Genomic DNA, 26,982 nt, shown 5'->3' with positions numbered 1-26,982 from the left:
GGCCGGCCGGGCCGAGGTGCGCGCCGTCCTGCGCCTGGCCCAGCCGCCTGCCCGCCGGTTCGCCCCCGGCCTGGCCGCGGGCGTGCTGAGCGCGGTCTTCGCGGTGGCCCTCCTGGCGTCGTCGGCGTGGCTGATCACCCGAGCCGCCGAGCAACCGCCGGTCATGTTCCTCTCGATGGCGGTCGTCGGGGTGCGTGCGTTCGCCCTCGGACGGTCTGCGTTCCGCTACCTCGAGCGTCTGGCCAGCCACGACGCCGCATTCCGCCAGCTGGCTGACCTGCGCGTGGGCATCTTCTCTCGGATCCTGCCGCTCTCCCCGGCCGGCCTCGGAGGCACGAGCCGCGGCGACCTGCTCAGTCGCCTCGTGCGCGACGTCGACGACCTGCAGGACTTCCCGCTGCGGGTGGTGCAGCCTCTGGCCACGGCGGGGATCCTCTTGAGCGTGAGCGTGGTCGGGGTCTGGCTGGTTCTCCCCGCCGCCGGTGTCACGCTGGCGCTGGCGCTCCTCGTTGCCGGTCTGATCGCCACCGTCACCTCCAGCGCGCTGTCCGCCCGGTCGGAGCGTCAGCTTGCACCCCTCCGCGGAGCCCTCGCCGGCGAGGTGCTCGAGGTGGTGGAGAACCTCGATGTGCTGAGCGCCTTCGGGGCCCTCGATGCCCGCCTGGCCACCCTTGCGGCGGCCGACGACCGGCTGCGCCGGGCCTCCCTGCGCCGGTCGCTGGGCGTGGGCGTGCAGGGAGCCGTGCTGTCACTGTTCGCGGGTCTGGCGACGGTCGCCGCGCTCCAGGTCGGCATTCCGGCCCTCTCCGGGCCGGCTGGCCTCAGCGGACCGGGCTTCGTCGTGGTCGTGCTCGTGCCCATGGCGGTGTTCGAGGTGTTCGGAATGATCCCGCTCGCGCTCGGCGTCTGGCGCCAGGTGCGCTCCAGCGCCGCGCGGGTGGCGACGGCGGTGCCGACCAGCGTCCCCACGGAGATCCCGGCGGAGTCGGTAACCGAGCCGACGGATGCGCCGGCGGATGCGATGTCCACCACGAGCGTCAGCGCCCACCCGGTGCTCGAACTCACCGACGTGGGTGCCCGCTGGCCCGGTTCCGTTACCCCGGCGGTCACGGGCATCACCCTGCGCCTGGCGCCGGGGGACCGCGTGCACCTGGCAGGGCCGAGCGGCGCCGGCAAGACCACCCTGGCCCAGACCCTGGTGCGCTTCCTCGACTACACGGGCTCGTACCGGCTCGACGGCGTCGAGGCGCGCACGCTGGCCCCGGCCGAGGTGCGTCGCCGGGTGGGACTGTGCGAACAGCGTCCCTGGCTCTTCGACGACAGCATCCGTCAGAACCTGCTCTTCGCCCGCACGACGGCCACCGACGACGACCTCGAGGCCGTGCTCGCCCGGGTCGGACTGGGGGAGTGGGCCGCCAAGCGTGGGGGCCTCGACGCCCGGGTCGGCGAGCGGGGTGCCCTGGTCTCCGGCGGTCAGGCCCAGCGCATCGCGCTGGCGCGGGCGTTGCTGGCGGATTTCGCGGTGCTCATCGTCGACGAACCCACCGCCAACGTCGACGAGGCGCAAGGCGACGTGCTCGTGCGGGACATCCTGGTCACGGCGGCGGAGGACGGCCGTGCGGTGCTGCTCATCTCACACACGCCGGTGCCGGACGACCTGATCACCGCGAGGGTCGTCGTGCCCGGACCTGCCCGCTGAACTTGACAGCCGAACGAGGGGTCGCCCGACCGAGCGTGCGGTCAGACGACCGGAGGCTCCGGCTGTTCCATGTGTCGCTCCTCGCGGCGGTGCAGCCAGCGTTTGACCAGGAACACGAGCAGCACGAAGAGCGCGATCGCGCCGACGAAGAGGTATCCGGCGAAGTGGAGCCGGTCGGAGAGCTCGCGGTAGCCTTCGGCGGCGGCCGAACCGATCGACACGTAGGCCACCGCCCAGATCACGCAGGCCGGCACGGTCCACTTCATGAAGGTGCGGTAGGGCATCGGGCTCATCCCCACGGTCAGCGGGATCAGCGAGTGCAGCACGGGCAGGAACCGCGACAGGAACACGGCGATGCCGCCGCGCCGTGCCAGGTAGATCTCGGCCCGGGCCCAGTTGCGTTCCCCGAGCCGGCGCCCGAGGCGGCTCATCCGGATCCACGGCCCGAAGTGGCGGCCGAGCGCGAAGCCGATGCTCTCGCCGATCAGGGCACCGACGATCACCGCGGCGACGAGCCCCAGGAACTCGGCCGTGTTGCTCACCGCGGTGCTCGCCACGATCACGATGGAATCGCCCGGCACGACTAGGCCGACGAGAACGGATGTCTCCAGCAGCATGCCGAGTCCGGCCAGGAGGGTGCGCAGCACCGGATCCACGCTGGAAACCGTATCCAGGATCCAGCTGAGGATATCGTTCACGACCCACAGCCTAAGCCGTGCACCCGCAGCGGGGCTGGGGACCTGCCCTTGCCCCGCGACTGGGGGATACGCTAGCGTCGCTGCAGGGCCGCTCAAGGACGACCGGCCCACGTTCGATCCAGTCTGAGGGACCCTCATGAAACAGAATCGGAATATTCGTCTCGCCGCCATCGGCACGGCCGTGGCCCTGTCGGTCAGCGTCGGGCTGCCCGCCTACGCCGATAACGGAACGGACACCGGCGCGCTGCGCGAAGCCGTTACGGCAGCCGGAATCATCGACCACCTGGAGAAGTTCCAGGAGATCGCGGACGCCAACGGCGGCACGCGTGCGTCCGGCACGCCGGGGTACGAGGCATCCGCCGTCTACGTCGAAGAGCGGCTCAAGGCCGCGGGCTACACGCCGATCCGTCAGGCCTACTCCTATGAGCAGTTCGTGCTGAACGCGGAGTCGTTCGCGCAGTTCACGCCCACCCCCACCACCTACGCTGCCGGCACCGACTTTGCCACGATGAGCTACTCCGGCTCCGGCACGGTCTCGGCGGCGGTACAGGCGGTCGACATCAACCTGGTCGGCGACCGGGCCTCGACCAGCGGCTGTGAAGCCGCGGACTTCGCGGGCTTCACGGCCGGGAACGTCGCCCTGATCCAACGCGGCACCTGCACCTTCCGGGTCAAGGCCGACAATGCGATCGCGGCCGGCGCCGCCGGCGTGATCATCTTCAACCAAGGCAACGCCGACGACCGCCTCGGTATCGTCAACGGCACTCTGGACGCCCCGCAGACCGCCGTTCCGGTCATCGGAACGACCTTCGCGCTCGGCGCGGCTCTGGCCGGGCAGCCTGCCCCGACCGTGCGGCTGGCCGTGGATGCTGAGGTCACCGTCACTGAATCCTTCAACATCCTGGCCGATTCGGCCGGTCGCGCGGACCGTACGGTCGTGGCCGGAGCGCACCTCGACTCCGTCGCCGAGGGCGCGGGAATCAACGACAACGGCAGCGGCAGCGCCGCCATCCTGGAAACCGCCATCCAGCTCGCCGCCTCCGGCAACGCACCCACCAACCGGGTGCGGTTCGCGTTTTGGGGCAGTGAGGAGGATGGACTGGTCGGCTCCGAGTACTACGTGTCACAGCTGACGAAACGCCAGATCAAGGCGCATGCCGTCAACCTGAACTTCGACATGGTCGCGTCGCCGAACTTTGTGCGCTTCGTCTACGACGGTGACGGCTCGTCCTTCGGCACCACCGGCCCGAACGGGTCGGCGCTGGTCGAGAAGGTCTTCCTGGACTACTTCGCTTCGCAGGGGCTGGCCGTAGAACCCACCGAGTTCGACGGTCGGTCCGACTACTTCGGGTTCATCGAGAACGGCATTCCCGCCGGCGGGCTCTTCACCGGTGCGGAAGACCTGATGACGGAGGCTGAGGCGGTCACCTACGGTGGCGTCGCCGGCGCACCGTACGATGCCTGCTACCACGCCGCATGCGACGACATCACGAACATCAATGCGGAGGTGCTGGAGCAGATGGCCGATGCCATCGCCCACACGACGATGACGTTCGGCGAGACCACCTCCGCGGTCAACGGCACGACCAGGGGCGGCGGCTCCGGCTCGACGGGGCTCCAGTTCAAGGGCAGCCTCGCTGTGAAGTAGCCACGCTGCAGCACCTGACGGAGAAAGGTGGGGACGCCGCCCGCGGGCGGCGTCCCCACTGCGTCCCCGGTGGGGTCGTGGGTGCTGTCCCGGCACCCAGATGAGTGGGTCCGAACGAATTCGACGGAGATTTTGCCCGGATCGGGCGCAGACACACGGGAAAAGCCGTTTTTCCGGAGAATCTCCGTCGAATTCGTTCCAGACACGGCACCGAGTTCGGCAAGCGTGCGGCCGGGGCGGCAGATCGCTGCACTCCGGGGAGAATCAGGGCACCTAGGCTGGGTGTGTGACCGGGCCGACTCAGAGCATCCTCCTGCCCGAGTGGTGGGATCCGGCCCGCGTCTTCGACACCCTCTACCGCAACAGCCCGTACGCGTTCTGGTTGGATGCGGGCAACGCCGCCGAAACCGGCCTCAGCTATCTTGGGTCTGCGTCGCCCGGGTCCCGGTTCGTCACCGCCTCGGTGCCGGAGGGGACCGTGACGGTCTCGGTCGCCGGCGATCCGTCCGTGCCGGGCCACCTCTCACCCGGGACGATCTTCGAGTTCCTGCGAGCGGAGCCGGCCGGCTTCCCCGACGATGCCACCGAGGATACCGGCACCGACGATACCGGCGGCTTTCGGCTGGGCTGGGTGGGCTGGCTCGGTTACGAACTCGGCGCCCAGACCCTCGGCACGCCCGTGCACGACTCCCACTACCCGGATGCCGCCCTGCTCGAGGTGCACCAAGTGCTGGTGTTCGATCACGCGGCACGCACGGTCAGGGCGCTCGCTCGCCGCGCTTCCGGCGACGCGACGGATGCCCCGCAGGTGTGGGCCGATGCCGTGCTCAAGGCTCTCGCCACGTCGGAGCCGCCGCCCGCAGCATCCGCGACCCGGCCGGTCACGTGGCCTGTCGGCCCCGCTGCCGGCCCCGTTGCCGCTGCCGGCGCAGCCCGGTGGCGGCACGACGTGCACCACTACGCCGAGCTGATCGAGGAATGCCAGGCGTTCATCCGGGCCGGTGACGCCTATCAGCTCTGCCTCACCAACGAGATCCTGGTCGACGTGCGGCCGCATCCGGTCGACGCCTACCTGGCGTTGCGCGCCGGCAGCCCCAGCCACCACGGCGGGCTGCTGCGTTTCGGGGACACCGCCCTGCTCAGCGCCTCCCCGGAACAGTTCCTGACCGTGACCCCGGGCGGCCTGATCACCACGAAGCCGATCAAGGGCACTCGGGCGCGCTCCCGGATGGCCGACCGGGACCGCGAGCTCCGCGACGAGCTCGAGGGCAGCGACAAAGAGCGCGCCGAGAACCTGATGATCGTCGACCTGATGCGCAACGACCTCGGCCGGATCGCCGAGCTCGGCAGCGTGCAGGTCACGAACTTGCTCGCCGTGGAGAGTTACGCGCACGTGCACCAGCTGGTCAGCACGGTCGAGGCGCGCCTGGCCGCGGGGCTGACCGGGGTGGATGCCGTTGCGTCCTGCTTCCCCGCCGGGTCCATGACCGGGGCACCCAAGATCAGTGCGATGACCATCCTCGACGCCCTCGAGTGCGGACCGCGCGGGCTCTACGCCGGGGCCTTCGGCTATCTGGGGCGAAACGGCGCGGTCGACCTGGCCATGGTCATCCGCAGCATCGTGCTCAGTCCGGACGGGGCCTCCATCGGCACGGGCGGCGGCATCACAGCGCTGTCCGATCCGCTGGAGGAGATCGAGGAAACCCGGCTGAAAGCGGCGGCGCTCCTGGCCGTCCTCGGCGTTCCTCGATCCGGAGCCGCCACGGGCCAGGGCCAGGTTTAGTAACCTAAGAGCTTGGACGCCGCCTCCGCGCGGCCCTGTGCCTGCTGGCGCAATCCCCACTGCAACGAAGAGAGTCACGTGGCACACGAGTACGACCACACCCGCACCGGCCAGGACAGCGAAGAAAAAGTTTACGATTTCGCCGCCATCCAGGCGAAGTGGCAGCCGATCTGGGAAGAGCTCGACCCCTTCCGCACGAACGATCCCGACGACGTTCGTCCGCGCAAGTACGTGCTCGACATGTTCCCGTATCCCTCCGGCGACCTGCACATGGGCCACGCCGAGGTCTACGCGCTCGGCGACATCGTCGCCCGGTACTGGCGTCAGCAGGGCTTCAACGTGCTACACCCCATCGGCTGGGACTCCTTCGGGCTGCCCGCGGAAAACGCCGCGATCAAGCGCGGCATCGACCCGCGCGGCTGGACCTACGACAACATTGCGCAGCAGAAGAAGAGCATGAAGCTCTACGCGGCATCCTTCGACTGGTCCCGCGAGCTGCACACCAGCGACCCCGAATACTATAAGTGGAACCAGTGGCTGTTCCTGCAGCTGTACAAGAAGGGCCTCGCCTACCGCAAGGACAGCTGGGTGAACTGGGACCCGGTAGACCAGACCGTCCTCGCCAACGAGCAGGTGCTCGCCGACGGCACCTCGGAGCGCAGCGGCGCCGTGGTGGTCAAGAAGAAGCTCACCCAGTGGTACTTCAAGATCACCGACTATGCGGACCGCCTGCTCGACGACCTGAATCAGCTCGAGGGTACCTGGCCGGCGAAGGTGCTCAACATGCAGCGCAACTGGATCGGCCGCTCCATCGGCGCCGACGTGGACTTCGTGATCGAAGGCCGCGAGGAGCGCATCAGCGTCTTCACGACCCGCCCCGACACCCTCTACGGCGCGACCTTCATGGTCGTCGCCCCCGACGCGGACCTCGCCGTCGAGCTGGTCGCGGATGCCTCGCCCACCGTCAAGGAACGGTTCCAGGAATACCTGGTACAGGTTCAGAACAGCACCGAGATCGAGCGTCAGGCCACCGACAGGGAGAAGACCGGCGTGTTTCTCGAGCGCTACGCGGTCAACCCGGCCAACGGCGAACGCCTGCCGATCTGGGCCGCGGACTACGTGCTCGCCGACTACGGCCACGGTGCCGTGATGGCGGTGCCGGCCCACGACCAGCGCGACCTCGACTTCGCCCGCCGTTTCGACCTGCCCGTGGTCGTGGTCGTCGACACGACCGCCGCGGTCACCGGCATGATCCCCGTGATCACGCAGGACATGATCGACGGCACCGAGGAGCTCACCTCCCTCGACCCGGCTCGCACTGGCATCGCACTGACCGGGGAAGGCCGCCTGATCAACTCGGGCGCGCTCAACGGCCTTAGCAAGAACACCGCGATCAAGCGCATGATCGAGCAGTTGGCCGCCGACGGTACCGGCCGCGCCGCCAAGAACTACCGTCTGCGTGACTGGCTCATCTCCCGTCAACGCTACTGGGGCACGCCGATTCCGATCATCCACGGCCAGGACGGCGCCGAGATCCCCGTGCCGGAAGACCAGCTTCCCGTGTTGCTGCCGCCCACCGACGGCCTCGACCTCAAGCCCAAGGGCACGTCGCCGCTGGGCGGCGCGGCCGACTGGGTCAACGTGCCCAACCCGATCGACGGCACCCCCGCACGCCGCGACGCGGACACCATGGACACCTTCGTCGACAGCTCCTGGTATTTCCTGCGCTTCCTGAACCCCACCGACGACACGAAGGCGTTCGACCCGAAGGAAGCCGAGAAGTGGGCGCCCGTCGACCAGTATGTCGGTGGCGTCGAGCACGCCATCCTGCACCTGCTCTACGCGCGCTTCATGACCAAGGTGCTTTTCGACCTCGGCTATGTCAGCTTCACCGAGCCGTTCACGGCTCTGCTGAACCAGGGCATGGTCATCCTTGACGGGGCCAAGATGTCCAAGAGCAAGGGCAACCTGGTCTACTTCACCGAGGAGGTCGACCAGTTCGGCGTCGACGCGGTACGGCTCACCATGGCTTTCGCCGGACCGCCGGAAGACGATATCGACTGGGCGGATGTCTCGCCGGTCGGCTCCGCCAAGTTTCTGGCCCGCGCCTGGCGCGTCGCCCGCGACGTCACGAGTACGCCCGACATCGATTGGAGGTCCGGCGACGCCGGTCTCCGCCGGGTCACCCACCGCTTCCTGGCCGATGCGCCCGGCCTGGTCGAATCGTTCAAGTTCAACGTGGTCGTCGCCCGACTGATGGAACTCGTCAACGCCACTCGCAAGGTGATCGACACCGGCGTCGGCCCCGCGGATGCCGCGGTGCGCGAGGCCGCGGAGGTCACCGCCATGGTGCTCAACCTGTTTGCTCCGTACGCGGCCGAGGACATGTGGCAGCTCCTCGGCCATGAGCCGTGTGTCGCCCTCGTGCAGTGGCGCAAGGCCGACCGAACCCTGCTCGTGGAGGAGTCGGTCACGGCCGTCGTGCAGGTCGACGGCAAGGTGCGCGACCGCATCGAGGTGTCCCCGAAGATCTCCGGCGACGAGCTGGAACGCCTCGCACGTACCTCGGCCGAGGTCATCCGCCGGATCGGTGACCGCGAGATCATGAACGTGATCGTGCGCGCGCCGAAACTCGTCAGCATCGTCACCCGCGGCCAGTAGCACCGCCTGCCTCGCCTCCCCAGGGCGGCACCTCGCGGCGCCGCCCACAGTGTACGGCCGTCCGCTGGGGGACCGGCACCCGTCGGCTTAGCCTGCGGGGATGGAGCCTGACCCGGTAATCGCGGCACTCGACCGCCTGGCCCCGAGCGCGCAGGGGCGCGCTCCTGCGCGCGTGCGCATCGGGGTGGGCGCAGCCGTCGTGCTGTTGATATTGGCGTTGGCCACCGCGGTAATCGTGTCCGCGCTCGGACAGCAGGCCGGGCACCAGGTGGTGTCCCCGGCGCACCCGACCGCGGGTTCGGGTTCCGGTGGAGCCGACAGCGGCCCGGACCCGAGTTCCTCGGGGGCAGCCTCGGCATCCGGTGCCCTCATCTTGGTTCATGTGCTCGGCGCCGTGCGGCGTCCCGGTCTCTTCGAACTCTCCACCGGCGCCCGGGTGATGGATGCCGTGGCCGCCGCCGGCGGGCTGACCGAGACCGCCGATCCGGCCGGCACCAATCTCGCTCGCAAGGTCAGCGACGGCGAGCAGCTCTACCTGCCCCAGCTCGGCGAAGTCCCCGAGGGACCGCCGCCGGGCAGCGGTGCATCCCTCGGCGGCGCATCCGACCCAGGTGGCGGCGGCCCGGCGGTCCTGGTCAACCTCAACACGGCCAGCCTGGCCGACCTCGACACCCTGCCGCGCATCGGCCCGGCCATGGCCCAGCGCATTCTGGACTTCCGCGACGCCAACGGGCCGTTCGCGGCCGTCGAGGACCTGCGCAATGTCACCGGTATCGGTGAGAAGACGTTCGAGGGGCTCAGAGCCCTGATCACCGTGTGAGAGTGGCCGTGAACGGAGGGTGCCTGAAGTCCTGACGCATCGGTGCGGCGGGCGTATCCGGTGCTTGAAAACTGACCGACTGGCGGCAATGGGCGCCGTCGGCGGCCTGCTCGCGGGCTGAAGCGTGTCGTTTTTGACGAGCCGCTCCGTCGCCGCGGACCGGTGGCGAGGTCACCGGGCACGCCTCCACACCCCCGGTCCCGCGTCAACCGGGCACAGATTCCGGTGGCCACCGGGGGGAGCCGCGGGCGCACCTAGCCTCCCGGTATGGATTTTACGCGCGACATCGTAGCTCGCCGCCCGGATCACGGCATGACCGGGCTCGACCTGCGTCTGGTTTTCCCCGCGGCGACTGCCTGGCTGGCGGCCTGGTTGCTCATCGCCTTCCCCGGGTGGGCACCCGGCGCTCAGGCCGCGTTGTGGGCCGCCGCACTGGGCGTGGGTCTGGTTGTGGCGCGTCGACTGGTCCGCGCCCGGGTGGTGTCGGCCTGGGGTGTCGGCCTGGTCTGTTGCGCTGCGGCCGCGTTGATGGCATCCGCGGTCACGGTTGCTGCGCCCGGGCGGCTGCCGGAAACCGTGCGGGAGAGCGCCGCCCGGCAGGAGTCAGTGACCGTGCTTCTCACGGTGGCGTCGATCCCGGTGCAGACCCAGTCGTTCGGTGCTCCCGCACTCTTCGGCCCGGCTGGCTCTGACTCCGGAGCGTCCGCCCGGGTGCGCTTCCGCGGCACCCTGACCGGGATCGAGCAGGGCGAGGTCGCCCGGAAGGGTGCTGGGCGGGGTCTGTCGGTTCCGGTGGTCGTGTTCGCGGAGACTGCGAGCGGACAGGCGACCGCGCTTCAGATCGGCAGTGTCGTGCGGCTGGACGCCACCCTTCGGCTCACGGCGGCCGGGGATGCGGCATCCGCCCTGGTGTTTGGGCGTGGTCCGCCCGAGCTCCTCGTGACACCACCCTGGTGGCTCGGCTGGGCCGGGGAACTGCGCACCCTGTTCACGACCGCCGCGGGCGATCTGCCCGGCGACGGCGGTGACCTGCTGCCCGGCCTGGCCATTGGTGACACGAGCTCGGTCGAGGCAGACCTCGACGCGGCCATGAAGACGAGTTCGCTCAGCCACCTCACGGCAGTGTCTGGAGCGAACTGCGCCGTGGTGATCGCGGGCGTCATGCTGCTGACCGGGTTTCTGGGACTGCGCCGCGGCATCCGGATCGCGATCTCGCTCCTCACCCTGCTCGGGTTCGTGGTGCTCGTGACGCCCGAACCCAGTGTGCTGCGTGCCGCTCTGATGGCGACGATCCTGCTGCTCGGGATTGCCTCCGGTCGGCCGGGCCGAGGTGTGCCGTTGCTCGCACTCGTCGTGATCCTACTGCTGGCGGCCGACCCATGGCTGGCCCGCAGTTACGGGTTCGCTTTGTCGGTTCTGGCCACGGCCGGCCTACTCGTGCTGGCCGGGCCGCTGACCCGAATGCTGCATCGGTGGCTGCCCACCTGGCTCGCCGCCGTGATCGCCATCCCGCTGGCCGCGCAGCTGGCCTGTCAGCCGGTGCTCGTTCTGCTCACGCCCACCCTCCCGCTCTACGGGGTGCCCGCGAATCTGCTGGCCGGTCCGGCAGCCCCGGCCGCCACCGTCATCGGTCTGATCGCGTGCCTGCTCTTGCCCTGGCTGCCCGGTGTCGCCGGGGGAGTGCTCTACCTGGCCTGGCTGCCGGCCGCCTGGATCGCGGCGATCGCCCGAACATCCGCAGAGCTGCCCGGCAGCCGCCTACCCTGGCTGGGCGGCCCGCTCGGTGTTCTCGTGACCGTTCTACTGACGGTGGCCGCGGTGGCGCTGGTGATGCGGGGCCGGGGGCAGGTTCGGGCGCGCTGGCCGATCGCGGCGATCGCGGTGCTGGTTCTCGCCGCCGGAAGCTACGCGGGCAGCCTGATCGGGGCAGGCGTCGGCCGGGCCGTGGCCTTCCCCACGGACTGGCAGATCGCGGCCTGCGACATCGGGCAGGGTGATGCGGTCGTCGTGCGCGACCGCGACCGGTACGCGCTCGTCGACGTGGGGCCCGACCCGGCCCTGCTCGCCGACTGCCTCGACACGCTGGGGATCGACCGAATCGACATCCTCGTGCTGACCCACTACGACCTGGACCACATCGGCGGGGTCGCCGCCGTGATCGGCCGCGTCGACACGGCGCTGGTCGGCATCCCGGAGAACGCCGACGATGAGCGACTGCACGATGCCCTCGCCGCGGGCGGTGCCGAACTGCGGGGCGCTGCCCGCGGCGACACGGGCACCCTCGGGGAGCTGCGCTGGGAGATCCTCTGGCCGGTGCGGGGCTCAGCGGTGATGCAGACCGGAAACGAGGGGAGCGTGACGATCGGATTCGACGGTCGCGGCATCCGTTCCCTGTTCCTCGGGGATCTCGGCGAGGAATCCCAAGACGCGCTCCGGCGCAGCTCCAGCCCGGGCGAGGTGGATGTCGTCAAGGTCGCCCACCACGGGTCGGCAGACCAAAGCCCGGAGCTCTATGCCGATCTTCGGGCAACGGTGGGGCTGATTTCGGTAGGCAGGGAGAACGGCTACGGCCATCCCACCGACACGGTCCTGGACATTCTTGCGGCCGCGGGCACACTGCCCCTCCGCACCGACCAGCAGGGACTGCTGGTGATCGCTCCGGGGCCAGGTGGTGGTGCGCTGACGGTCTGGAGCGAGACCGTGCGGAGCGAGACCGTGCCGGACACCGACCCCGGATAGTCTTAATGGATTCCGCACAGCCTCAATCGAAGGAACCCCGAGTGGCCGCACGCACAGCTTCATCCGGCCGGACCGCGCCCCGCGCCGTGCCGAAGTCGGCCGCCATCCCGCAGCTGGCCTGGCACCAGGTGCGGCCGGCGCCGATCATCCTGGTCTCCGGAACCGAAGTGTTCCTGGCCGAACGCGCGATCCGCCAGCTGCGGGACTTCCTCAAACTCGAAGACCCCAGCCTGGAGATCAGCGACGTGCAGGCCGACAGCTATGCGCCCGGCGAACTGCTCACCATGGCCAGCCCGTCCCTCTTCGGCGAACCGCGGCTGATCCGCGTCAGCTCCGTCGAGAAGTGCAGCGACACGTTCCTCGCGGAGGCCCTCGACTACCTGCAGAACCCGGCCGAGGACACCTACGTCGTGCTCCGGCACGGCGGCGGCGTGCGCGGCAAGAAGCTGCTCGACACCATCCGTTCGGGCGTCGGCGGCGCCATCGAGGTCGTCTGCACCGAGCTGAAGAAAGACTCCGACCGGCACGACTTCGCCTCCGCGGAATTCAAGACGGCCGGCAAGCGGGTCACTCCCAGCGCGCTGCGGTCCCTGGTCGCCGCGTTTTCCGGCGATCTGGCCGAACTCTCCGCGGCCTGCCAGCAGCTCATCGCCGATGTCGGCACCGAAGTGACCGAGACGACCGTGGACCGCTACTACGGCGGTAGGGTCGAGGCCAACGCGTTCAAGGTAGCCGATGCCGCCATCGCCGGGCATCAGGGGGAGGCGCTCGTCATCCTGCGCCACGCCCTGTCCTCCGGCGCCGACCCGGTCCCGGTGGTGGCCGCGTTCGCCATGAAGATCCGCACCATGGCGAAGCTCTGCGGGGTGCGCGGCGGCTCGGCCCAGCTTGCCTCCCAGTTCGGCCTCGCCCCCTGGCAGGTCGAGCGGGCCCAACGTGACCTGCGCAGCTGGTCCGACGAGGGTCTCGCCCGCTGCGTCGTGGCGCTGGCCGAAACGGATGCCGCAGTGAAGGGTGCCGAGCGCGACCCCGTCTTCGCTCTCGAGCGGCTCATCGGTGTGATCGCCCGCCGCGGTGGGAGCTGACCAGACCCGGCTTTCGCGCGCCTCCTTACCCTCGACGGTGAGCTCCGCGCCAGGGAGGGGTCGCTCACCGTGGTGCGCGCCGACTGATGTCCGAACTGAGAGGTGTGGGCCTGGGCGGACTCGGCGCGCACGACACGATCAGCGCGGCGAGCGGCAGAGAGGCGACGGCTGCCAGGACCGCCGTCAGGGCGATGCTGCTGCGCCTGACCGGGCCTGGCCGTGATGAATTTCAGGTGACCGGTCCCCGACGGTTCGAGCCTCTGCCCGGACACACGAAAGCCCCCACCGAGATGGCGGGGGCTGTTGTGTACGCCGGCCAGGGCCGGTGAACGATCCTAATCCCGGTCAGGCGCAGACTAGACGAGGGCGTTGACCGACTTGGCGATCGCGGACTTCTTGTTCGCGGCCTGGTTCTGGTGGATGACGCCCTTGCTGACGGCCTTGTCGAGCTTTTTCGAAGCAACGGCGAGGCTGGCAACAGCCTTGTCCTTGTCGCCCGCGGCGATCGCCAGGCGCGTCGCGCGGACAGCGCGCTTGAACTCGCTCTTGACCGACTTGTTGCGCTCCTGGGCCTTTTTGTTGGTGCCGATACGCTTGATCTGCGACTTGATGTTTGCCACGTTTATACGCTTTCGTTAGATTCTTTTTCGGATGGGCCGCTTGGCGGTAGAGGGCGCCGTACGGCAATTATCGTGTGGGGTGGGACCCAACACGCAAGCCAACAGGCAACGATACCAGCTATTCGCTCAGGTCGACAATCGGCCCGGGCCAGTCGATCGCAACCTCCGTGAGGATGCCGCTCAGCACCGCGGCGAAGCGTTCCGGTTGGGCCAGGCTGACGAGGTGCGACGCCCGGGGGACGATCACGAGGCGCCCGTCCTGGCAGGCGGCGAGGAAGCGGCGCTCATGCAGCCGGAACTGATCCAGAGAACCGTTGACCAGCCACACCGGGCCGGGATAGCGAGCCAGGCTGTCCAGCGGGCGGAGGCTGCCGGTGGCGCCGAGCCCGGCATCCATCACCGTCAGCGGCACACCGCCGGCGAGCGTGTCGGCGGCCCCTGCCGATGGAAGGAGCACCCGCACGAGTGTGGTGTGGAGCCACAGTCCCTGGTCGGGCAGTCGGCGGATCAGCCGGGCCAGGCCCCGGTAGGCGTCCAGCAGCCAGCCGGCCGGGAGCGCGCAGCTTCCCGCGGCGACCAGCCCGGCCACCTTCTGCGGGTGGCGCGCGGCGTACTCGATGGCGTAGTAGCCGCCGAGGGAGACGCCGACCAGCAGCACCCGGCCGCCCAGAGCAGCGACGCCCTCGTCGATGGCGGCCAGGGCGCCCGCCACGGTGAACGTTTCGTCCATGCGGGCGCCGTGCCCCGGCAGATCGATCGCGAGTGCCGGATGCCCGGCCTCGCCCAGCATGGACAGCTGTCGTCGCCACATGGTGCCCGACGTGCGGATCCCGTGCACGAAAAGAACCGGGACGGCGGGTGTCATTCATTCCTCCTGGTGAGCAGCCGCACGAGAGGGTGACGGCGATACCGATGATAGACATCAGGGAGTAGCCGCACCAGATCAGCAGTGACAGCACCCGGTTCGCGTCAATCACTTCTGGCTCTTCCGTGGGTGAGTGCTCGGCCGGGCGCTGCGTCTGTGGCCAACTCAGGACATCCGTCGCACGGGTGGCCGGGCCACCGCGGACCAGTGCGGAACCGGTGCGGATGTCCGGCCTCGCCCGGTCGGATCTCCTGAATTGGCCACACTACCCGCCGAAGAGCCACGGCAGTGGTTCACGGCAGTGGTTCGCTGCGAGCCGCCGGGCGCGGCCGTTCCCGCGCGCAAGCCTGGAACGATGCGCTCCCGCGCGCAAGCCTGGAACGATGCGCGGCAACGGCGAAACCGGGACCCAGCCACCTATGGGAGAATTGTCAGACCATGTCACCGAGACCCCTCACGGCGCTTGAACCGGCCGCCACCCCGCCCGAGTTCATCCGCAATTTCTGCATCATCGCCCACATCGACCACGGCAAGTCCACGTTGGCCGACCGGATGCTGCAGATCACCGGCGTCGTCGATGACCGTTCGATGCGCGCCCAATACCTTGACCGGATGGACATCGAGCGCGAGCGCGGCATCACCATCAAAAGCCAGGCCGTTCGTATGCCGTGGGAACTCGACGGGCAGACCTACGCCCTGAACATGATCGACACCCCCGGCCACGTGGACTTCACCTACGAGGTGTCTCGCAGCCTGGCCGCGTGCGAGGGAGCAATCCTCCTCGTCGACGCCGCCCAGGGGATCGAGGCGCAGACCCTCGCCAACCTCTACCTGGCGCTGGAGAACGACCTCACCATCATCCCGGTGCTGAACAAGATCGACCTGCCGGCTGCCGACCCCGACAAGTACGCGAAGGAGCTCGCCAGCCTGATCGGTGGCAGTCCCGACGACGTGCTCCGGGTTTCCGGCAAGACCGGTGTCGGTGTCGCCGAACTCCTCGACCGCGCCACCCGCCTCATCCCGGCTCCGGTCGGCGACCCGGCCGCCCCGGCCCGCGCGATGATCTTCGACTCGGTCTACGACAGCTACCGTGGCGTCGTCACCTATGTGCGCATGATCGACGGCAAGCTGGGCCCGCGCGAGAAGATCCAGATGATGTCGACCCGTGCCACGCACGAGATCCTCGAGATCGGCGTCACCTCGCCCGAGCCCACCACCAGCAAGGGCCTCGGCGTCGGCGAGGTCGGCTACCTGATCACGGGCGTGAAGGATGTGCGCCAGTCGAAGGTCGGCGACACGGTGACCACCGCGCTCCGCCCCGCCACCGTCGCCCTGCCGGGCTACACCGAGCCGAAGCCCATGGTCTTCTCGGGCCTCTACCCGATCGACGGCAGCGACTACCCGGCCCTCCGGGAGGCCCTCGACAAGCTCAAGCTCTCCGACGCGTCCCTCGTGTACGAGCCCGAGACATCCGTCGCCCTCGGTTTCGGTTTCCGCTGTGGTTTCCTCGGGCTGCTGCACCTGGAAATCATCACCGAGCGGCTCGACCGAGAGTTCGGCCTCGACCTGATCACCACGGCGCCCAGCGTGATCTACGAGGTCACCACCGACGACAAGAAGTCTGTCACGGTCACCAACCCGAGCGAGTTCCCGAACGGGAAGATCGCCAAGGTCGAGGAGCCGATCGTGAAGGCGGCCATCCTCGCACCCAAGGACTACGTCGGCGTGATCATGGAACTCTGCCAGAGCCGCCGCGGCACCCTGCTCGGCATGGACTACCTCGGCGAGGACCGGGTCGAGATCCGCTACACGATGCCGCTCGGTGAGATCGTGTTCGACTTCTTCGACAATCTCAAGAGCCGCACCGCCGGCTACGGCTCGCTCGACTACGAACCCATCGGCTCTCAGGAGGCCGACCTGGTCAAGGTCGACATCCTGCTGCAGGGCGAACAGGTCGACGCGTTCAGCGCGATTGTGCACCGCGACAAGGCCTACGACTACGGCGTGCTGATGACGGGAAGGCTGCGCAAGCTCATCCCGCGCCAGCAGTTCGACGTGCCCATCCAGGCCGCGATCGGCGCCCGCATCATCGCCCGCGAGTCCATCAGTGCCATCCGCAAGGATGTTCTCGCCAAGTGCTACGGCGGCGACATCTCCCGCAAGCGCAAGCTGCTGGAGAAGCAGAAGGAGGGCAAGAAGCGCATGAAGATGGTCGGCCGGGTCGAGGTTCCCCAGGAGGCGTTCATCGCCGCCCTGTCCGGTGACGAGCCCCCGAAGAAGAAGTAGACGGATGCGCCGCGCCACCTTCACCGATACCGCCGTCACCTACGCGTCCATCGGCGGCACCCTCGCCCCTGACCTGCTCCGGTTCCCACCCAAGGGCTACCGGCCCCTCGAGCGCACCGTGCGCCTTGGCAGCGGTGAGGAGCGCTTCCAGCTGGCCTCGAAGTCGCTGATGACCTGGGGCGTGCAGCGGGGGAGCGGAATGACCGTCACCGACCTGCTGGACGGCACCGGCCAGCAGTACACGGGACTCGTCTTCGACGCCGACGGCCAGGCCGCCCGCGACCAGAAGCCCGAGCCGGACGAGGCCGTCTTCGCCGAGGACGGCACGCCCTACATCGTCAACGGCATGTCCGCGCACCTCACGAGCAAGTTAGGCCCCTTCACCATCGATGCCCCCGTGCGCGTGGTCTACGTGATCGATGAACCCGACCGCCTCGGCTTCGCATACGGCACCATGGCCGGGCACCCGGCCAGCGGCGAGGAATCGTTCATCGTCGACAGACGCGAGGACGACTCGGTCTGGCTGACCATCCGCGCCTTCTCCCGCCCCGGCAACTGGTTCTACCGGCTGGGCTGGCCGTTCGTGCGGCGGCAACAGGCCAAAATCACCGCTCGGTACCTACGCGCGCTGCATCCGATCGGCGCGGTCTAACCGCATGGGCAGTGCCCTTCCCCTCGGCGACTCCGCACCCAGCGACGGACTGCTGCCGGCCTCGGCCGCCGTGGGAGCAGCCCAGCGCGATTTCGGCGTCTACCTGCACGTGCCGTTCTGCCGGGTCCGCTGCGGCTACTGCGACTTCAACACCTATACCGCCACCGAGTTGCGGGGCGCAAGCCAGCATGACTATGCCGGCCAGGCGATCACCGAGGTCCAGTCGGCTGGCCGGATCCTGACTCAGTCGGGCGTGCCGGCCCGCCAGGCGGCGACCGTCTTCTTCGGCGGCGGCACCCCCACCCTGCTCCCGGCCGACGACCTGGTGCGGATGCTGGAGGCCGTGCGCTCCACCTGGGGGATCGCACCCGGCGCCGAGGTGACCACCGAGGCGAACCCCGACTCCGTCGACGCCGCTTACCTCGGCCGCCTCGCCGACTCCGGCTTCACCCGGGTGTCCTTCGGCATGCAGTCCGCGGTACCGAGCGTGCTGGCCACCCTCGAGCGCACCCACGACCCCGAGCGGGTGCCGCTTGTGGTGCAGTGGGCGCGCGAGGCCGGCCTCGACGTGTCCCTCGACCTGATCTACGGCACACCGGGGGAGACCCTCGTCGATTGGCGCACCAGCCTCGAGCACGCCATCCGGCAGGCTCCCACCCACGTCAGCGCCTACTCGCTTATCGTCGAGGAGGGCACCAAGCTGGCCCGCCAGATCAAGCGCGGCGAACTGGCCCCTGTCGATGACGACGTTCAGGCCGAGTTCTATGAGCTGGCCGACGACCTACTGTCCTCGGCAGGCTACGGCTGGTATGAGGTCAGCAACTGGGCGACGGATGACGCGCACCGCTCGCGCCACAACCTCGCCTACTGGCGCAGCCAGGACTGGTGGGGTGTGGGGCCCGGAGCCCACAGCCACATCGGTGGGGTGCGCTGGTGGAACGTCAAGCATCCGTCGGCCTACGGCGATCGGATTCGCGCCGGCGACTCACCGGCTGCCGGGCGGGAGACCCTCGATGCGGCCACTCAGGAGGTGGAGCGGGTGCTCTTGCTCACCCGAATCCGCGAGGGTATCCCCATCGACTCGCTCAGCCCGCTCAGGCGCCACGAGGTGGCGGGACTCATCGCCGACGAACTCATCGACGCGAAAGCAGCCCTCTTCGGTTCGATCGAACTGACCCTCAGAGGACGCCTCCTGGCGGATGCCGTCGTGCGCCGCCTGCTCGCCGACTGAACTCAGTTCACGAACTTGATCGACAGCGGATACGTGTAGTACTCGCCCCGGTTTGCGGCCAAGGCGGCCATGATGCCGAACACGACCATCAGAACGGAGGCAGCCAGGAGAACGAGGTAGCCGACGAGGATGATCGTCAGGACGCCGCCGACCGCGTAGGCGATCAGGAGCGTGAGCTGGAAGTTCAGTGCGGTCGCGGTGTGTGCCCGGATGAACGGGCCGCGGTCCTTGAGCACGATGTAGCCGATCAGGGCCGGCACGAAATAGAACAGAATGCCGCCGACGTGCACGAGGGTGGCCCACAGTTTTTCGTCGGCCGGGTTCATCGGGGTGGGAGCCTGGTTCGGGTTGGGCGGCGGTGGTGGGGTGGAATTGGTCATTGGTGCTCCTTCTGAAGAAAAACCGAGTGCGCCGGGCTACTTGATCAGGCGCAGGGCGAACGGGTACCGGTAGTGGTTGCCGTCCTTCGCCTGGAGGTAGCCGAGCACCGAGAAGACAACACCGAGGATGTACAGCACCCAGGCGAGACCGCCGATGACGCCGCCGATGCCGAATGTGAGGAAGCCGATAACCGTCGCAAAAAAGTTGATCGCGAAGTAGCCGATCAGAAGCGTGATCTGAAAGTTGAGCGCTTCCTTCGCCTCGACGCTGGTCAGAGGTCCGCGGTCCTTGAAGAGCAGCCACAGCACCAGGGACGGCACGAACATGAGGATCCCGCCCAGATGTGCGAGGGACGCCCATTGGCGGTCATCCGCCTCCGTCAGGGGTGCCGACGGTCCCGGGGCGGCAGGCTGGTAGGGCGGTTGCGGCGGCCGTTGGCCCTGGTACGGATCATCGGGTCCGGGACCAGTGAAATTACTCATGATCATGCCTTTCAGTGCACCGGGGAAGAGGTGCTACATGCCTAAGTTACTGCGCCCCAACATTGGGGAGCAATGGGTAAGCCCAGCCGGTCGCGGTATGATTGGCAGTCACATACCGCGAGTGCCAATCGATGCTGCACTCGCGACGCTGGGAGGAGGCGAGCGCCATGGTGTCCGATCGCAGTCTCGAAGTCCTGCGTGTGATCGTTCAGGACTATGTAGCCTCCCGCGAACCCGTCGGTTCCAAATCTATCGTCGACCGGCATTCCTTCGGGGTCTCGGCGGCCACGATCCGCAACGACATGGCCCTGCTCGAAGAGGAAGAGTTGATCGCGGCTCCGCATACCTCGTCGGGCCGCATCCCCACCGATAAGGGCTACCGCCTGTTCGTCGACCATCTCGCCGATCTGCGCCCGCTCTCGGCGGCGCAGCGCCAAGCCATCGAGACGTTCCTCGGTCAGTCGGCCGACCTTGACGAGGTGCTGGCCCGCAGCGTGCGGCTGCTCTCGCAGCTCACCCATCAGGTCGCCCTGGTGCAGTATCCGTCGCTGTCCCGCGCGAAGGTGCGCCACATCGAACTGGTGCCCCTGTCCGAGACTCGCCTCCTGTCGGTTCTGATCACGGATGCCGGACGGGTCGAGCAACGCGTCGTCGACCTGCCCCGGCCTCTGGCTGAACCCGTTCTGATCGAACTGCGCACCCGGTTGAATTCTGCTCTGGTCGGGCTGGGCATGAGCGAGGCCGCCAGCACCCTTACCGGCAGCTCTCTCACCGCCGGCTCCGGCCTCGGCCCGCTCGAGCAGCAGGAGGCGGTGGATCTGATCACCGGCACCCTGCGGGACCAGGTCGGCGCGAACAGGCAGGACCGGCTCGTGATGGCCGGCGCCGCCAACCTCGTGCGCACCGAGGAAGACTTCACCGGCAGCATTTTCCCGGTGCTCGAGGCCATCGAGGAACAGGTCGTGCTTCTGCGGCTGTTCGGCGAGATGGCCTCTGACCAGCACGGCGTGTCCGTCAGTATCGGCCGGGAGAATGCCCCGTTCGGTCTGGCCGAGACATCCGTGCTCACCAGCGGCTACTCCTCGCAGGGCGGCAACCTGGCGCGCCTCGGCGTACTCGGCCCCACTCGGATGGACTACTCGAACAACATGGCGGCCGTCCGTGCGGTCGCCCGCTACCTTTCACGCCTTCTCGGCGAGAATTGACCAGTTCCCCTCGGCCGAGAAGCCGGCGGAACACCACATTTCAGAACAGACCTAGGAGAGCCAGCTTTGGCTGACCATTACGAAGTACTCGGCGTTGCCCGCGACGCCTCGACCGACGAGATCAAGAAGGCCTACCGCAGGCTGGCCCGGCAGCTGCACCCCGACGTGAACCCGGGCGCGGATGCATCCGAGCGCTTCAAATCCGTCACGCACGCCTACGACGTGCTCAGCGACGTCAAGCAACGCGACAACTACGACCGTGGCGGCAACGGCCGCTCGGGCGGCGGCGGAGGCGCCGGTTTCGACGGCAACTTCGGCAACTTCGGCGACATTTTCGAGACCTTCTTCGGCGGCGGGGGATCCAGCCGCGGGCCTCGGTCGCGCCGTGAGCGCGGCCAGGATGCCCTGATCCGGGTCGACCTCGACCTCGATGAGATCATCTTCGGCACGCACCGGGAGCTCGAGGTCGACACGGCCATCATGTGCGCGACCTGCAGCGGCACGTGCTGCCAGCCGGGCACCGCGCCCGTCACCTGCGACATCTGCCACGGCACCGGCACCATCCAGCGCGCCGTGCGGTCGCTGCTCGGCAATGTCATGACGAGCAGCCCCTGCGGTTCCTGCCGCGGCTACGGCACGATCATCGCCACTCCCTGCGTCACCTGCCAGGGCCAGGGCCGCGTGCGAGCGCGTCGCACGGTCCCCGTCGACATCCCGGCGGGGGTCGACACGGGCCTGCGCCTGCAGATGCCCGGCAGCGGCGAGGCCGGTCCGGCCGGCGGTCCCAACGGCGACCTCTACCTTGAGATGAAGGTGCGCCACCACGACGTGTTCAGCCGTGACGGCGACGACCTGCTCTGCACCCTCGAGGTGCCGATGACGGATGCCATCCTCGGCAGATCCGCGACCGTCAAGGCGCTCGATGGCGACATCGAGGTCGAGCTCAGGCCGGGCACGCAGAGCGCCGAGATCATCACGGTCAAGGACCGCGGCGTAACCCGTCTGCGCGGGAACGGACGCGGCGACCTGAAGGTCGGCGTGCACGTGGTCACACCGACCCGTCTCGACCACAAGGAGCGGGAGCTGATCGAGGCCTTTGCGGCCCGCCACAAGGCGCCGGTTCCTGCCCTCAGCGCCTTTCAGCAGGGACTTTTCGCCAAGCTGCGCGATCGGTTTCGCGGCTAGGCGTCGATGGCACACTTCTTCATCGATGAGGCGCTCCACGCCGCCGATTGCGTGCCGGGGGCGGTCGTCGGCATCGGTGGCGCCGAGGCCCGGCACGCGGTCACCGTCAGCCGGGTGCGCCCGGGCGAGCGCCTGCAGATCGGGAACGGGGCCGGGCTCATGCTCGCCGCCACCGTCGTTGACGCAGATGCGCGGCTGCTGACCCTGCGCGTCGAGACGGTGACCGTGACCGCGCTGCTGACGCCGCGCATCCGTCTGGTCCAGGCTCTCGCCAAGGGAGACCGGGACGAACTGGCTGTGCAGGCGGCCACGGAGCTCGGCATCGACGGGGTGATCCCGTGGGCCGCATCCCGCTCCGTGACGCGCTGGGAGGGAGCCAAAATCAAGAAGGGCCGGGATCGCTGGTCCAGCATCGTGCGCGAGGCCTCGAAACAGTCGATTCGCGCGTGGCTGCCCACGGTCGGGGAACCGGCGAGCACCAAAATGCTGGCCGAGCTGGCCGGCACTACCCGGATGCTGCTGCTGGAGCCCACCGCGAGCGAACGGTTGACCTCGCAGGCGGCGCCGACCGACGACCGGGATATCCTGCTCGTCGTCGGACCCGAGGGCGGCATCTCCCCGGCCGAGCTGACCCTGCTCGAGCAGGCAGGCGCCACCCGGGTGCGCCTGGGCGACAATGTGCTGCGCACCTCCACCGCCGGCCCGGCCGCCCTCTCCATCCTGAACGTGACGCTCGGCCGCTGGTAGCGCGTGAGCTTAAGATAGAGATATGTCTTCCACCGGCCAAGAACCGTCCATCTTCACTCGCATCGCCGCGCGCGAGGTTCCGGCGACCATCGTCGCCGAAACCGAACGGATCATCGCCTTCACCGACATCGCCCCGCAGGCGCCCGTGCATGTCGTCATCACGCCGAAAACATCCGAGTACAGCAACGTGGTCGAGCTCGCGGCCGGAGACCCCGGGCTGCTGACCGAACTCATCGAGGTGGCGGATGCTGTGGCGGCCCGGCTGTCCAACGGCCAGTTTCGGCTCGTGTTCAATACCGGCGCCAGCGTCGGGCAGACCGTTTTCCACGTCCACGCTCACCTGCTCGCTCCGCAGGCCGCCGGCGGAACCCTCGGGGAGGGAACGCTTGGTTTCCGGTGAGCCCGGGCCGGGCCAGGCCGAGGTACACATCACGGTCGACGGCATTGCCATGGTGCGCCTGCTCGGCGCCGACGACCGTCTGCTCGCCGCCGTCGAGAAGGAACACCCCGGCGTCAGCGTGCACGTGCGCGGCAACGAGGTCACCCTGATCGGTGAGACCGAGCACGTCGAGGCGGCGCGTCGCCTGATCGAGGAGCTCCTGCTCATGGTGCGCGGCGGGCGTGACCTCGCCGAGTCCGAGGTGAGCACCTCCTCACGGATGCTCGACACGGACAGCTCCACGAGCCCTTCCGAACGTCTGGGCCCGGCCATCCTCAGCTCCCGCGGCAAGAGCATCCGCCCCAAGACCATCGGGCAGAAGGAATACGTGGACGCCATCGACACCGACACCATCGTGTTCGGGATCGGGCCGGCCGGAACCGGCAAGACCTACCTGGCAATGGCCAAGGCCGTGCAGGCGCTGCAGCGCAAGGAGGTCGAACGGATCATCCTCACCCGCCCGGCCGTCGAGGCCGGGGAACGACTCGGCTTCTTGCCGGGCAGCCTCACCGAGAAGATCGACCCGTACCTGCGCCCCCTGTACGACGCCCTGAACGAGATGATGGACCCGGAACTCGTGCCCAAACTGCTCGCAGCCGGAACCATCGAGGTGGCCCCGCTCGCCTATATGCGCGGCCGCACGCTCAACTCCTCCTTTGTCGTGCTCGATGAGGCGCAGAACACCACTGCCGAACAGATGAAGATGTTCCTCACCCGGTTGGGGTTCGGCTCGAAAATGGTCGTGACCGGGGACATCACTCAGATTGACCTTCCGGCGGGCTCGAGCGGGCTGCGCTTGGTGAGCCGGGTGCTCGACGGGGTCGACGACATCCGTTTCGTGCGTCTGAGCAGTGCCGACGTCGTGCGGCACTCCCTGGTCGGCCGGATCGTCGACGCCTGGACCGCATACGACGCGCAGAAGCAGGCCGAGCGCTACGAAAGCGATCAGGCGCGGGAATTCGCAGGTCGCGGACCCGGCCGCCCCAACACTCCCCGCGACCGCCTTCCGAAACGGAGATCCTCTTGAGCATCGAAATCAACAACGAATCGACTATCCCGGTCGATGAGGCCGCCATCCTGCGTCTGGCCGCCTACGCTCTGGACTCCATGCACGTGCACTCTGACGCCGAACTGGCGATCGTCCTCGTCGACGAGGGTGCGATGGAGCAGCTGCACGTGCAATGGATGGATGAGCCGGGCCCCACCGACGTGCTCAGCTTCCCGATGGACGAATTGCGCCCGGGCACCGAAGACGCCGAGACCCCGCCGGGGCTGCTCGGCGATATCGTGCTCTGCCCGCAGGTGGCCCAGGGCCAGGCCGAGACAGCCGGGCACAGCGCCCTCGAGGAACTCCTGCTGCTCACCACGCACGGCGTGCTGCACCTGCTCGGATTTGACCACGTGGAACCCGCCGAGGAGAAGGAAATGTTCGGCATCCAGCGAGACATCCTGATCGGCTTCGCCCTGCAGGAACGCCTCCGCGACCGATGATCGGGTGGTTTCTCACGGCGGCCATCCTGTTGGTCGCCTTCGGCGGCCTGATGGCCGCGGTGGACTCCGCCGTCACGAGCCAATCCCGGGCCGACATTCTTGACCTGGCCGAGAAGTCCCGTGCCAAGGGCTCCCTGACGGCGATCGCCGCCGACACCGGGGCGCACCTGAACACGATCAATTTTGTACGGATCATCGCCGAGACCACGGCGGCCGTGCTGGTGACCCTCGTCTTCGCGACCACGATCGAGGAGTTGTGGCTGGCACTGCTACTGTCCTCCCTGCTGATGACCGCGGTCTCCTTCGTGCTCGTCGGCGCCAGCCCGCGCAGCGTGGGCCGGGCCCACCCCGTGGAGTTGCTCTCCGCGACCGCCCCGCTGGTGCACTTCCTCCGGGTGCTCCTCGGCCCCATCGCCAACGCGCTTGTCGCCCTCGGCAACCGGGTCACCCCCGGGCGCACCCGGCTGGCCACGTTCACGTCGGAGGTCCAGCTGCTCAGCATGGTCGACGAGGCCACCGAGCTCGACGTCCTCGAGGAGGACGACCGGGAACTGATCCACTCGATCTTCGAGTTCAACGAGACCGTCGTGCGCGAGGTGATGATTCCGCGCACCGACATGGTCACCATCGAAGCGGACTCATCGATCGGCGCGGCGATGGGCTTGTTCCTGAGTAAGGGCTTCTCCCGGGTGCCGGTCATCGACGGCGAAGTGGATGACGTCACGGGCATCCTGTACCTGCGCGATGTGGCCAGGCTCGTCTACGAGCGGCCGCCGAACGCGGAGAGCCTCACGGTGCGGGAGCTCGAGCGACCGGCCGTCTTCGTGCCCGAGTCGAAAAAAGCCGACGCGCTGCTCCGCCAGATGCAGCTCGAGTCAAACCACCTCGCGATGGTGGTCGACGAGTATGGTGGCATCGCCGGACTGGTCACCCTTGAAGACCTGATCGAGGAACTCGTGGGAGACATCTCCGACGAGTACGACCGCGACGTTGTGGAGGTCGAGGTACTCGGCGACGGTCGCTTCCGGGTGAGCGCGCGGCTTCCGGTCGACGAGCTCGGTGAACTGTTCGACCTGGAACTGGACGACGACGAGGTTGATTCGGTGGGTGGCCTGCTGGCCAAGGCCCTCGGGCGCTTGCCGGTGGCGGGCTCGGTCGCCAGGGCGAGCGGGTTGGTCCTCACCGCCGAACGCACCGAAGGCCGCCGCAAACGAATCAGCACCGTGCTGGTTGAACGAGACCAAGCGCTGATAGACGCGCAGAACGCATTCCTCGGAGTGTCGGACGATGAGAGAGTGAACGGTCATGACTGAAGTAGAAGGATTCCGAGCGGGGTTCGTGTCGTTCGTGGGACGCCCCAACGTGGGCAAATCCACGCTGACGAACGCGCTGGTCGGGGAGAAGGTCGCGATCACGTCGTCGAAGCCGCAGACCACCCGGCGCGCCATCCGCGGCATCGTGCACCAGAAGAACGGTCAGCTGATTCTGGTCGACACCCCGGGTATCCACAAGCCGCGCACCCTGCTGGGCGAACGACTGAACAGCCTCGTGCAGTCGACGCTGTCCGGCGTGGACGTGGTGGGCCTCTGCATTCCGGCCAACGAGCCGATCGGCCCGGGCGACCGGTTCATCAACGAGCAGCTGGACAACTTTCCGCGGGCCCGCAAGGTGGCCATCGTGACCAAGATCGACATGTCCACCAAAACCAGTGTCGCCAACCAGCTCCTCGCCGTGTCACAGCTGCGTGACTGGGAGGCGATCGTGCCGATCTCGGCGACCAGCCGCATCCAGCTCGATATCCTCAGCGCAGAGCTGCTGCGCCTGCTGCCCTTGTCGGATGCCCCGCTCTACCCGGCCGACGCGGTCACCGACGAGAGCCTCGAGTCGCGCATCTCGGAGTACATCCGGGAGGCGGCGCTCGAGGGCGTCACCGACGAGCTGCCGCACTCGATCGCCGTGACGATTGACGACATCATCGAACGCGACGACCAGGAACTGGTCGAGATCTACGCGAACCTGTTCGTCGAGCGCGACAGCCAGAAGGGCATCATCATCGGCAAATCCGGCAGCCGGTTGAAGGATGTTGGTGTGCGCGCCCGCAAACAGATCGAACCGCTGGTGGGAAAGCGGGTCTTCCTCTCGCTCCGGGTCAAGGTCGCCAAGGAGTGGCAGCGCGACCCGAAACAGCTGGGCCGCCTCGGTTTCTAGCCGGCACTCCGCCAGCACCCCGAACCGCCAGCACCCCGAACGAATTCGACGGAGATT

General features: G+C 68.3%; 24 protein-coding genes. 19 read left to right on the top strand and 5 right to left on the bottom strand.

Annotated features, from left to right (window positions below):
• On the top strand, positions 1 to 1,699 hold a 1,699-nt coding region (cydC, locus tag E3T25_RS14350), incomplete at its 5' end, for a thiol reductant ABC exporter subunit CydC (RefSeq protein ID WP_420898249.1).
• A 41-nt stretch (positions 1,700 to 1,740) separates the two neighbouring features.
• On the opposite strand, the gene E3T25_RS14345 is transcribed toward cydC, so the two are convergent.
• Positions 1,741 to 2,397, bottom strand: a complete 657-nt coding sequence (locus E3T25_RS14345) for a DedA family protein (RefSeq protein WP_104100010.1) — start codon at positions 2,395 to 2,397, stop codon at positions 1,741 to 1,743.
• 136 nt (positions 2,398 to 2,533) lie between these two features.
• Between E3T25_RS14345 and E3T25_RS14340 the strand changes: the two genes are divergently transcribed.
• The 7 genes from E3T25_RS14340 to E3T25_RS14310 all read left to right on the top strand — a co-directional run bounded on the left by E3T25_RS14340 (position 2,534) and on the right by E3T25_RS14310 (position 13,462).
• Positions 2,534 to 4,045, top strand: coding sequence for a M20/M25/M40 family metallo-hydrolase (locus E3T25_RS14340; RefSeq protein ID WP_134343364.1), 1,512 nt, complete (start codon positions 2,534 to 2,536; stop codon positions 4,043 to 4,045).
• 286 nt (positions 4,046 to 4,331) lie between these two features.
• On the top strand, positions 4,332 to 5,828 hold the full coding sequence (locus E3T25_RS14335; protein WP_134375032.1) for an anthranilate synthase component I family protein: 1,497 nt from the start codon (positions 4,332 to 4,334) through the stop codon (positions 5,826 to 5,828).
• Positions 5,829 to 5,906: 78 nt separating this feature from the next.
• Complete coding sequence (leuS, locus tag E3T25_RS14330) at positions 5,907 to 8,489, top strand: leucine--tRNA ligase (RefSeq protein ID WP_104100007.1); 2,583 nt, start codon at positions 5,907 to 5,909, stop codon at positions 8,487 to 8,489.
• Between the two features lie 100 nt (positions 8,490 to 8,589).
• Positions 8,590 to 9,309, top strand: a complete 720-nt coding sequence (locus tag E3T25_RS14325; RefSeq protein ID WP_134375031.1) for a helix-hairpin-helix domain-containing protein — start codon at positions 8,590 to 8,592, stop codon at positions 9,307 to 9,309.
• Between the two features lie 267 nt (positions 9,310 to 9,576).
• Positions 9,577 to 12,048: a ComEC/Rec2 family competence protein gene (locus tag E3T25_RS14320; protein ID WP_134375030.1), complete on the top strand. Its 2,472-nt coding sequence runs from the start codon at positions 9,577 to 9,579 to the stop codon at positions 12,046 to 12,048.
• A gap of 41 nt (positions 12,049 to 12,089) precedes the next feature.
• Positions 12,090 to 13,133 carry a DNA polymerase III subunit delta gene (gene holA / locus E3T25_RS14315; RefSeq protein WP_241980905.1) on the top strand — a complete coding sequence of 348 codons (1,044 nt, stop codon included), beginning with the start codon at positions 12,090 to 12,092 and terminating at the stop codon, positions 13,131 to 13,133.
• An 86-nt stretch (positions 13,134 to 13,219) separates the two neighbouring features.
• Positions 13,220 to 13,462 (top strand): hypothetical protein, encoded by a 243-nt coding sequence (locus E3T25_RS14310; protein WP_134375028.1) that lies wholly within the window; start codon positions 13,220 to 13,222, stop codon positions 13,460 to 13,462.
• A 27-nt stretch (positions 13,463 to 13,489) separates the two neighbouring features.
• On the opposite strand, the gene rpsT is transcribed toward E3T25_RS14310, so the two are convergent.
• Together rpsT and E3T25_RS14300 are read right to left on the bottom strand one after the other, a co-directional pair.
• Positions 13,490 to 13,753, bottom strand: coding sequence for a 30S ribosomal protein S20 (gene rpsT, locus E3T25_RS14305; RefSeq protein WP_134375027.1), 264 nt, complete (start codon positions 13,751 to 13,753; stop codon positions 13,490 to 13,492).
• A gap of 118 nt (positions 13,754 to 13,871) precedes the next feature.
• Positions 13,872 to 14,618: an alpha/beta fold hydrolase gene (locus E3T25_RS14300; RefSeq protein ID WP_134375026.1), complete on the bottom strand. Its 747-nt coding sequence runs from the start codon at positions 14,616 to 14,618 to the stop codon at positions 13,872 to 13,874.
• A 438-nt stretch (positions 14,619 to 15,056) separates the two neighbouring features.
• Here E3T25_RS14300 and lepA point away from each other — a divergent pair, with 438 nt between their 5' ends.
• From lepA to hemW, 3 genes are read left to right on the top strand one after another with little or no spacing between them, the layout of a single operon-like run.
• Positions 15,057 to 16,904 carry a translation elongation factor 4 gene (lepA, locus tag E3T25_RS14295; protein ID WP_104100001.1) on the top strand — a complete coding sequence of 616 codons (1,848 nt, stop codon included), beginning with the start codon at positions 15,057 to 15,059 and terminating at the stop codon, positions 16,902 to 16,904.
• Positions 16,905 to 16,908: 4 nt separating this feature from the next.
• On the top strand, positions 16,909 to 17,556 hold the full coding sequence (locus E3T25_RS14290) for a DUF1990 family protein (protein WP_104100000.1): 648 nt from the start codon (positions 16,909 to 16,911) through the stop codon (positions 17,554 to 17,556).
• 4 nt (positions 17,557 to 17,560) lie between these two features.
• The gene (gene hemW, locus E3T25_RS14285; RefSeq protein ID WP_134375025.1) at positions 17,561 to 18,787 is read left to right on the top strand and encodes a radical SAM family heme chaperone HemW; all 1,227 of its coding nucleotides are present in this window, start codon (positions 17,561 to 17,563) and stop codon (positions 18,785 to 18,787) included.
• A 2-nt stretch (positions 18,788 to 18,789) separates the two neighbouring features.
• On the opposite strand, the gene E3T25_RS14280 is transcribed toward hemW, so the two are convergent.
• Positions 18,790 to 19,167: a DUF4870 domain-containing protein gene (locus E3T25_RS14280; protein ID WP_241977423.1), complete on the bottom strand. Its 378-nt coding sequence runs from the start codon at positions 19,165 to 19,167 to the stop codon at positions 18,790 to 18,792.
• A 36-nt stretch (positions 19,168 to 19,203) separates the two neighbouring features.
• Positions 19,204 to 19,650: a DUF4870 domain-containing protein gene (locus E3T25_RS14275; protein ID WP_104169704.1), complete on the bottom strand. Its 447-nt coding sequence runs from the start codon at positions 19,648 to 19,650 to the stop codon at positions 19,204 to 19,206.
• 167 nt (positions 19,651 to 19,817) lie between these two features.
• Here E3T25_RS14275 and hrcA point away from each other — a divergent pair, with 167 nt between their 5' ends.
• The 8 genes from hrcA to era all read left to right on the top strand — a co-directional run bounded on the left by hrcA (position 19,818) and on the right by era (position 26,925).
• On the top strand, positions 19,818 to 20,855 hold the full coding sequence (hrcA, locus tag E3T25_RS14270; RefSeq protein WP_134375024.1) for a heat-inducible transcriptional repressor HrcA: 1,038 nt from the start codon (positions 19,818 to 19,820) through the stop codon (positions 20,853 to 20,855).
• Between the two features lie 66 nt (positions 20,856 to 20,921).
• Positions 20,922 to 22,040 carry a molecular chaperone DnaJ gene (dnaJ, locus tag E3T25_RS14265; RefSeq protein WP_104099997.1) on the top strand — a complete coding sequence of 373 codons (1,119 nt, stop codon included), beginning with the start codon at positions 20,922 to 20,924 and terminating at the stop codon, positions 22,038 to 22,040.
• 6 nt (positions 22,041 to 22,046) lie between these two features.
• Entirely contained in the window at positions 22,047 to 22,787 is a 741-nt protein-coding gene (locus E3T25_RS14260; RefSeq protein WP_134375022.1) for a 16S rRNA (uracil(1498)-N(3))-methyltransferase, read from the top strand.
• A gap of 22 nt (positions 22,788 to 22,809) precedes the next feature.
• Positions 22,810 to 23,187, top strand: coding sequence for an HIT domain-containing protein (locus tag E3T25_RS14255; RefSeq protein WP_104099995.1), 378 nt, complete (start codon positions 22,810 to 22,812; stop codon positions 23,185 to 23,187).
• 49 nt (positions 23,188 to 23,236) lie between these two features.
• Complete coding sequence (locus E3T25_RS14250) at positions 23,237 to 24,253, top strand: PhoH family protein (RefSeq protein ID WP_104100031.1); 1,017 nt, start codon at positions 23,237 to 23,239, stop codon at positions 24,251 to 24,253.
• Positions 24,250 to 24,717: an rRNA maturation RNase YbeY gene (ybeY, locus tag E3T25_RS14245; RefSeq protein ID WP_104099994.1), complete on the top strand. Its 468-nt coding sequence runs from the start codon at positions 24,250 to 24,252 to the stop codon at positions 24,715 to 24,717. The genes E3T25_RS14250 and ybeY overlap by 4 nt, the downstream gene beginning before the upstream one ends.
• On the top strand, positions 24,714 to 26,030 hold the full coding sequence (locus tag E3T25_RS14240) for a hemolysin family protein (protein WP_134375020.1): 1,317 nt from the start codon (positions 24,714 to 24,716) through the stop codon (positions 26,028 to 26,030). The genes ybeY and E3T25_RS14240 overlap by 4 nt, the downstream gene beginning before the upstream one ends.
• Positions 26,023 to 26,925, top strand: coding sequence for a GTPase Era (gene era / locus E3T25_RS14235; protein ID WP_134375018.1), 903 nt, complete (start codon positions 26,023 to 26,025; stop codon positions 26,923 to 26,925). The genes E3T25_RS14240 and era overlap by 8 nt, the downstream gene beginning before the upstream one ends.
• Positions 26,926 to 26,982 lie beyond the last annotated feature (57 nt).

It is taken from the genome of Cryobacterium sandaracinum (genome assembly GCF_004403415.1).
GTDB lineage: Bacteria > Actinomycetota > Actinomycetes > Actinomycetales > Microbacteriaceae > Cryobacterium > Cryobacterium sandaracinum.
Note: the sequence above shows the minus strand (reverse complement) of the source record. Positions and strands in the feature narration are given on the sequence as shown.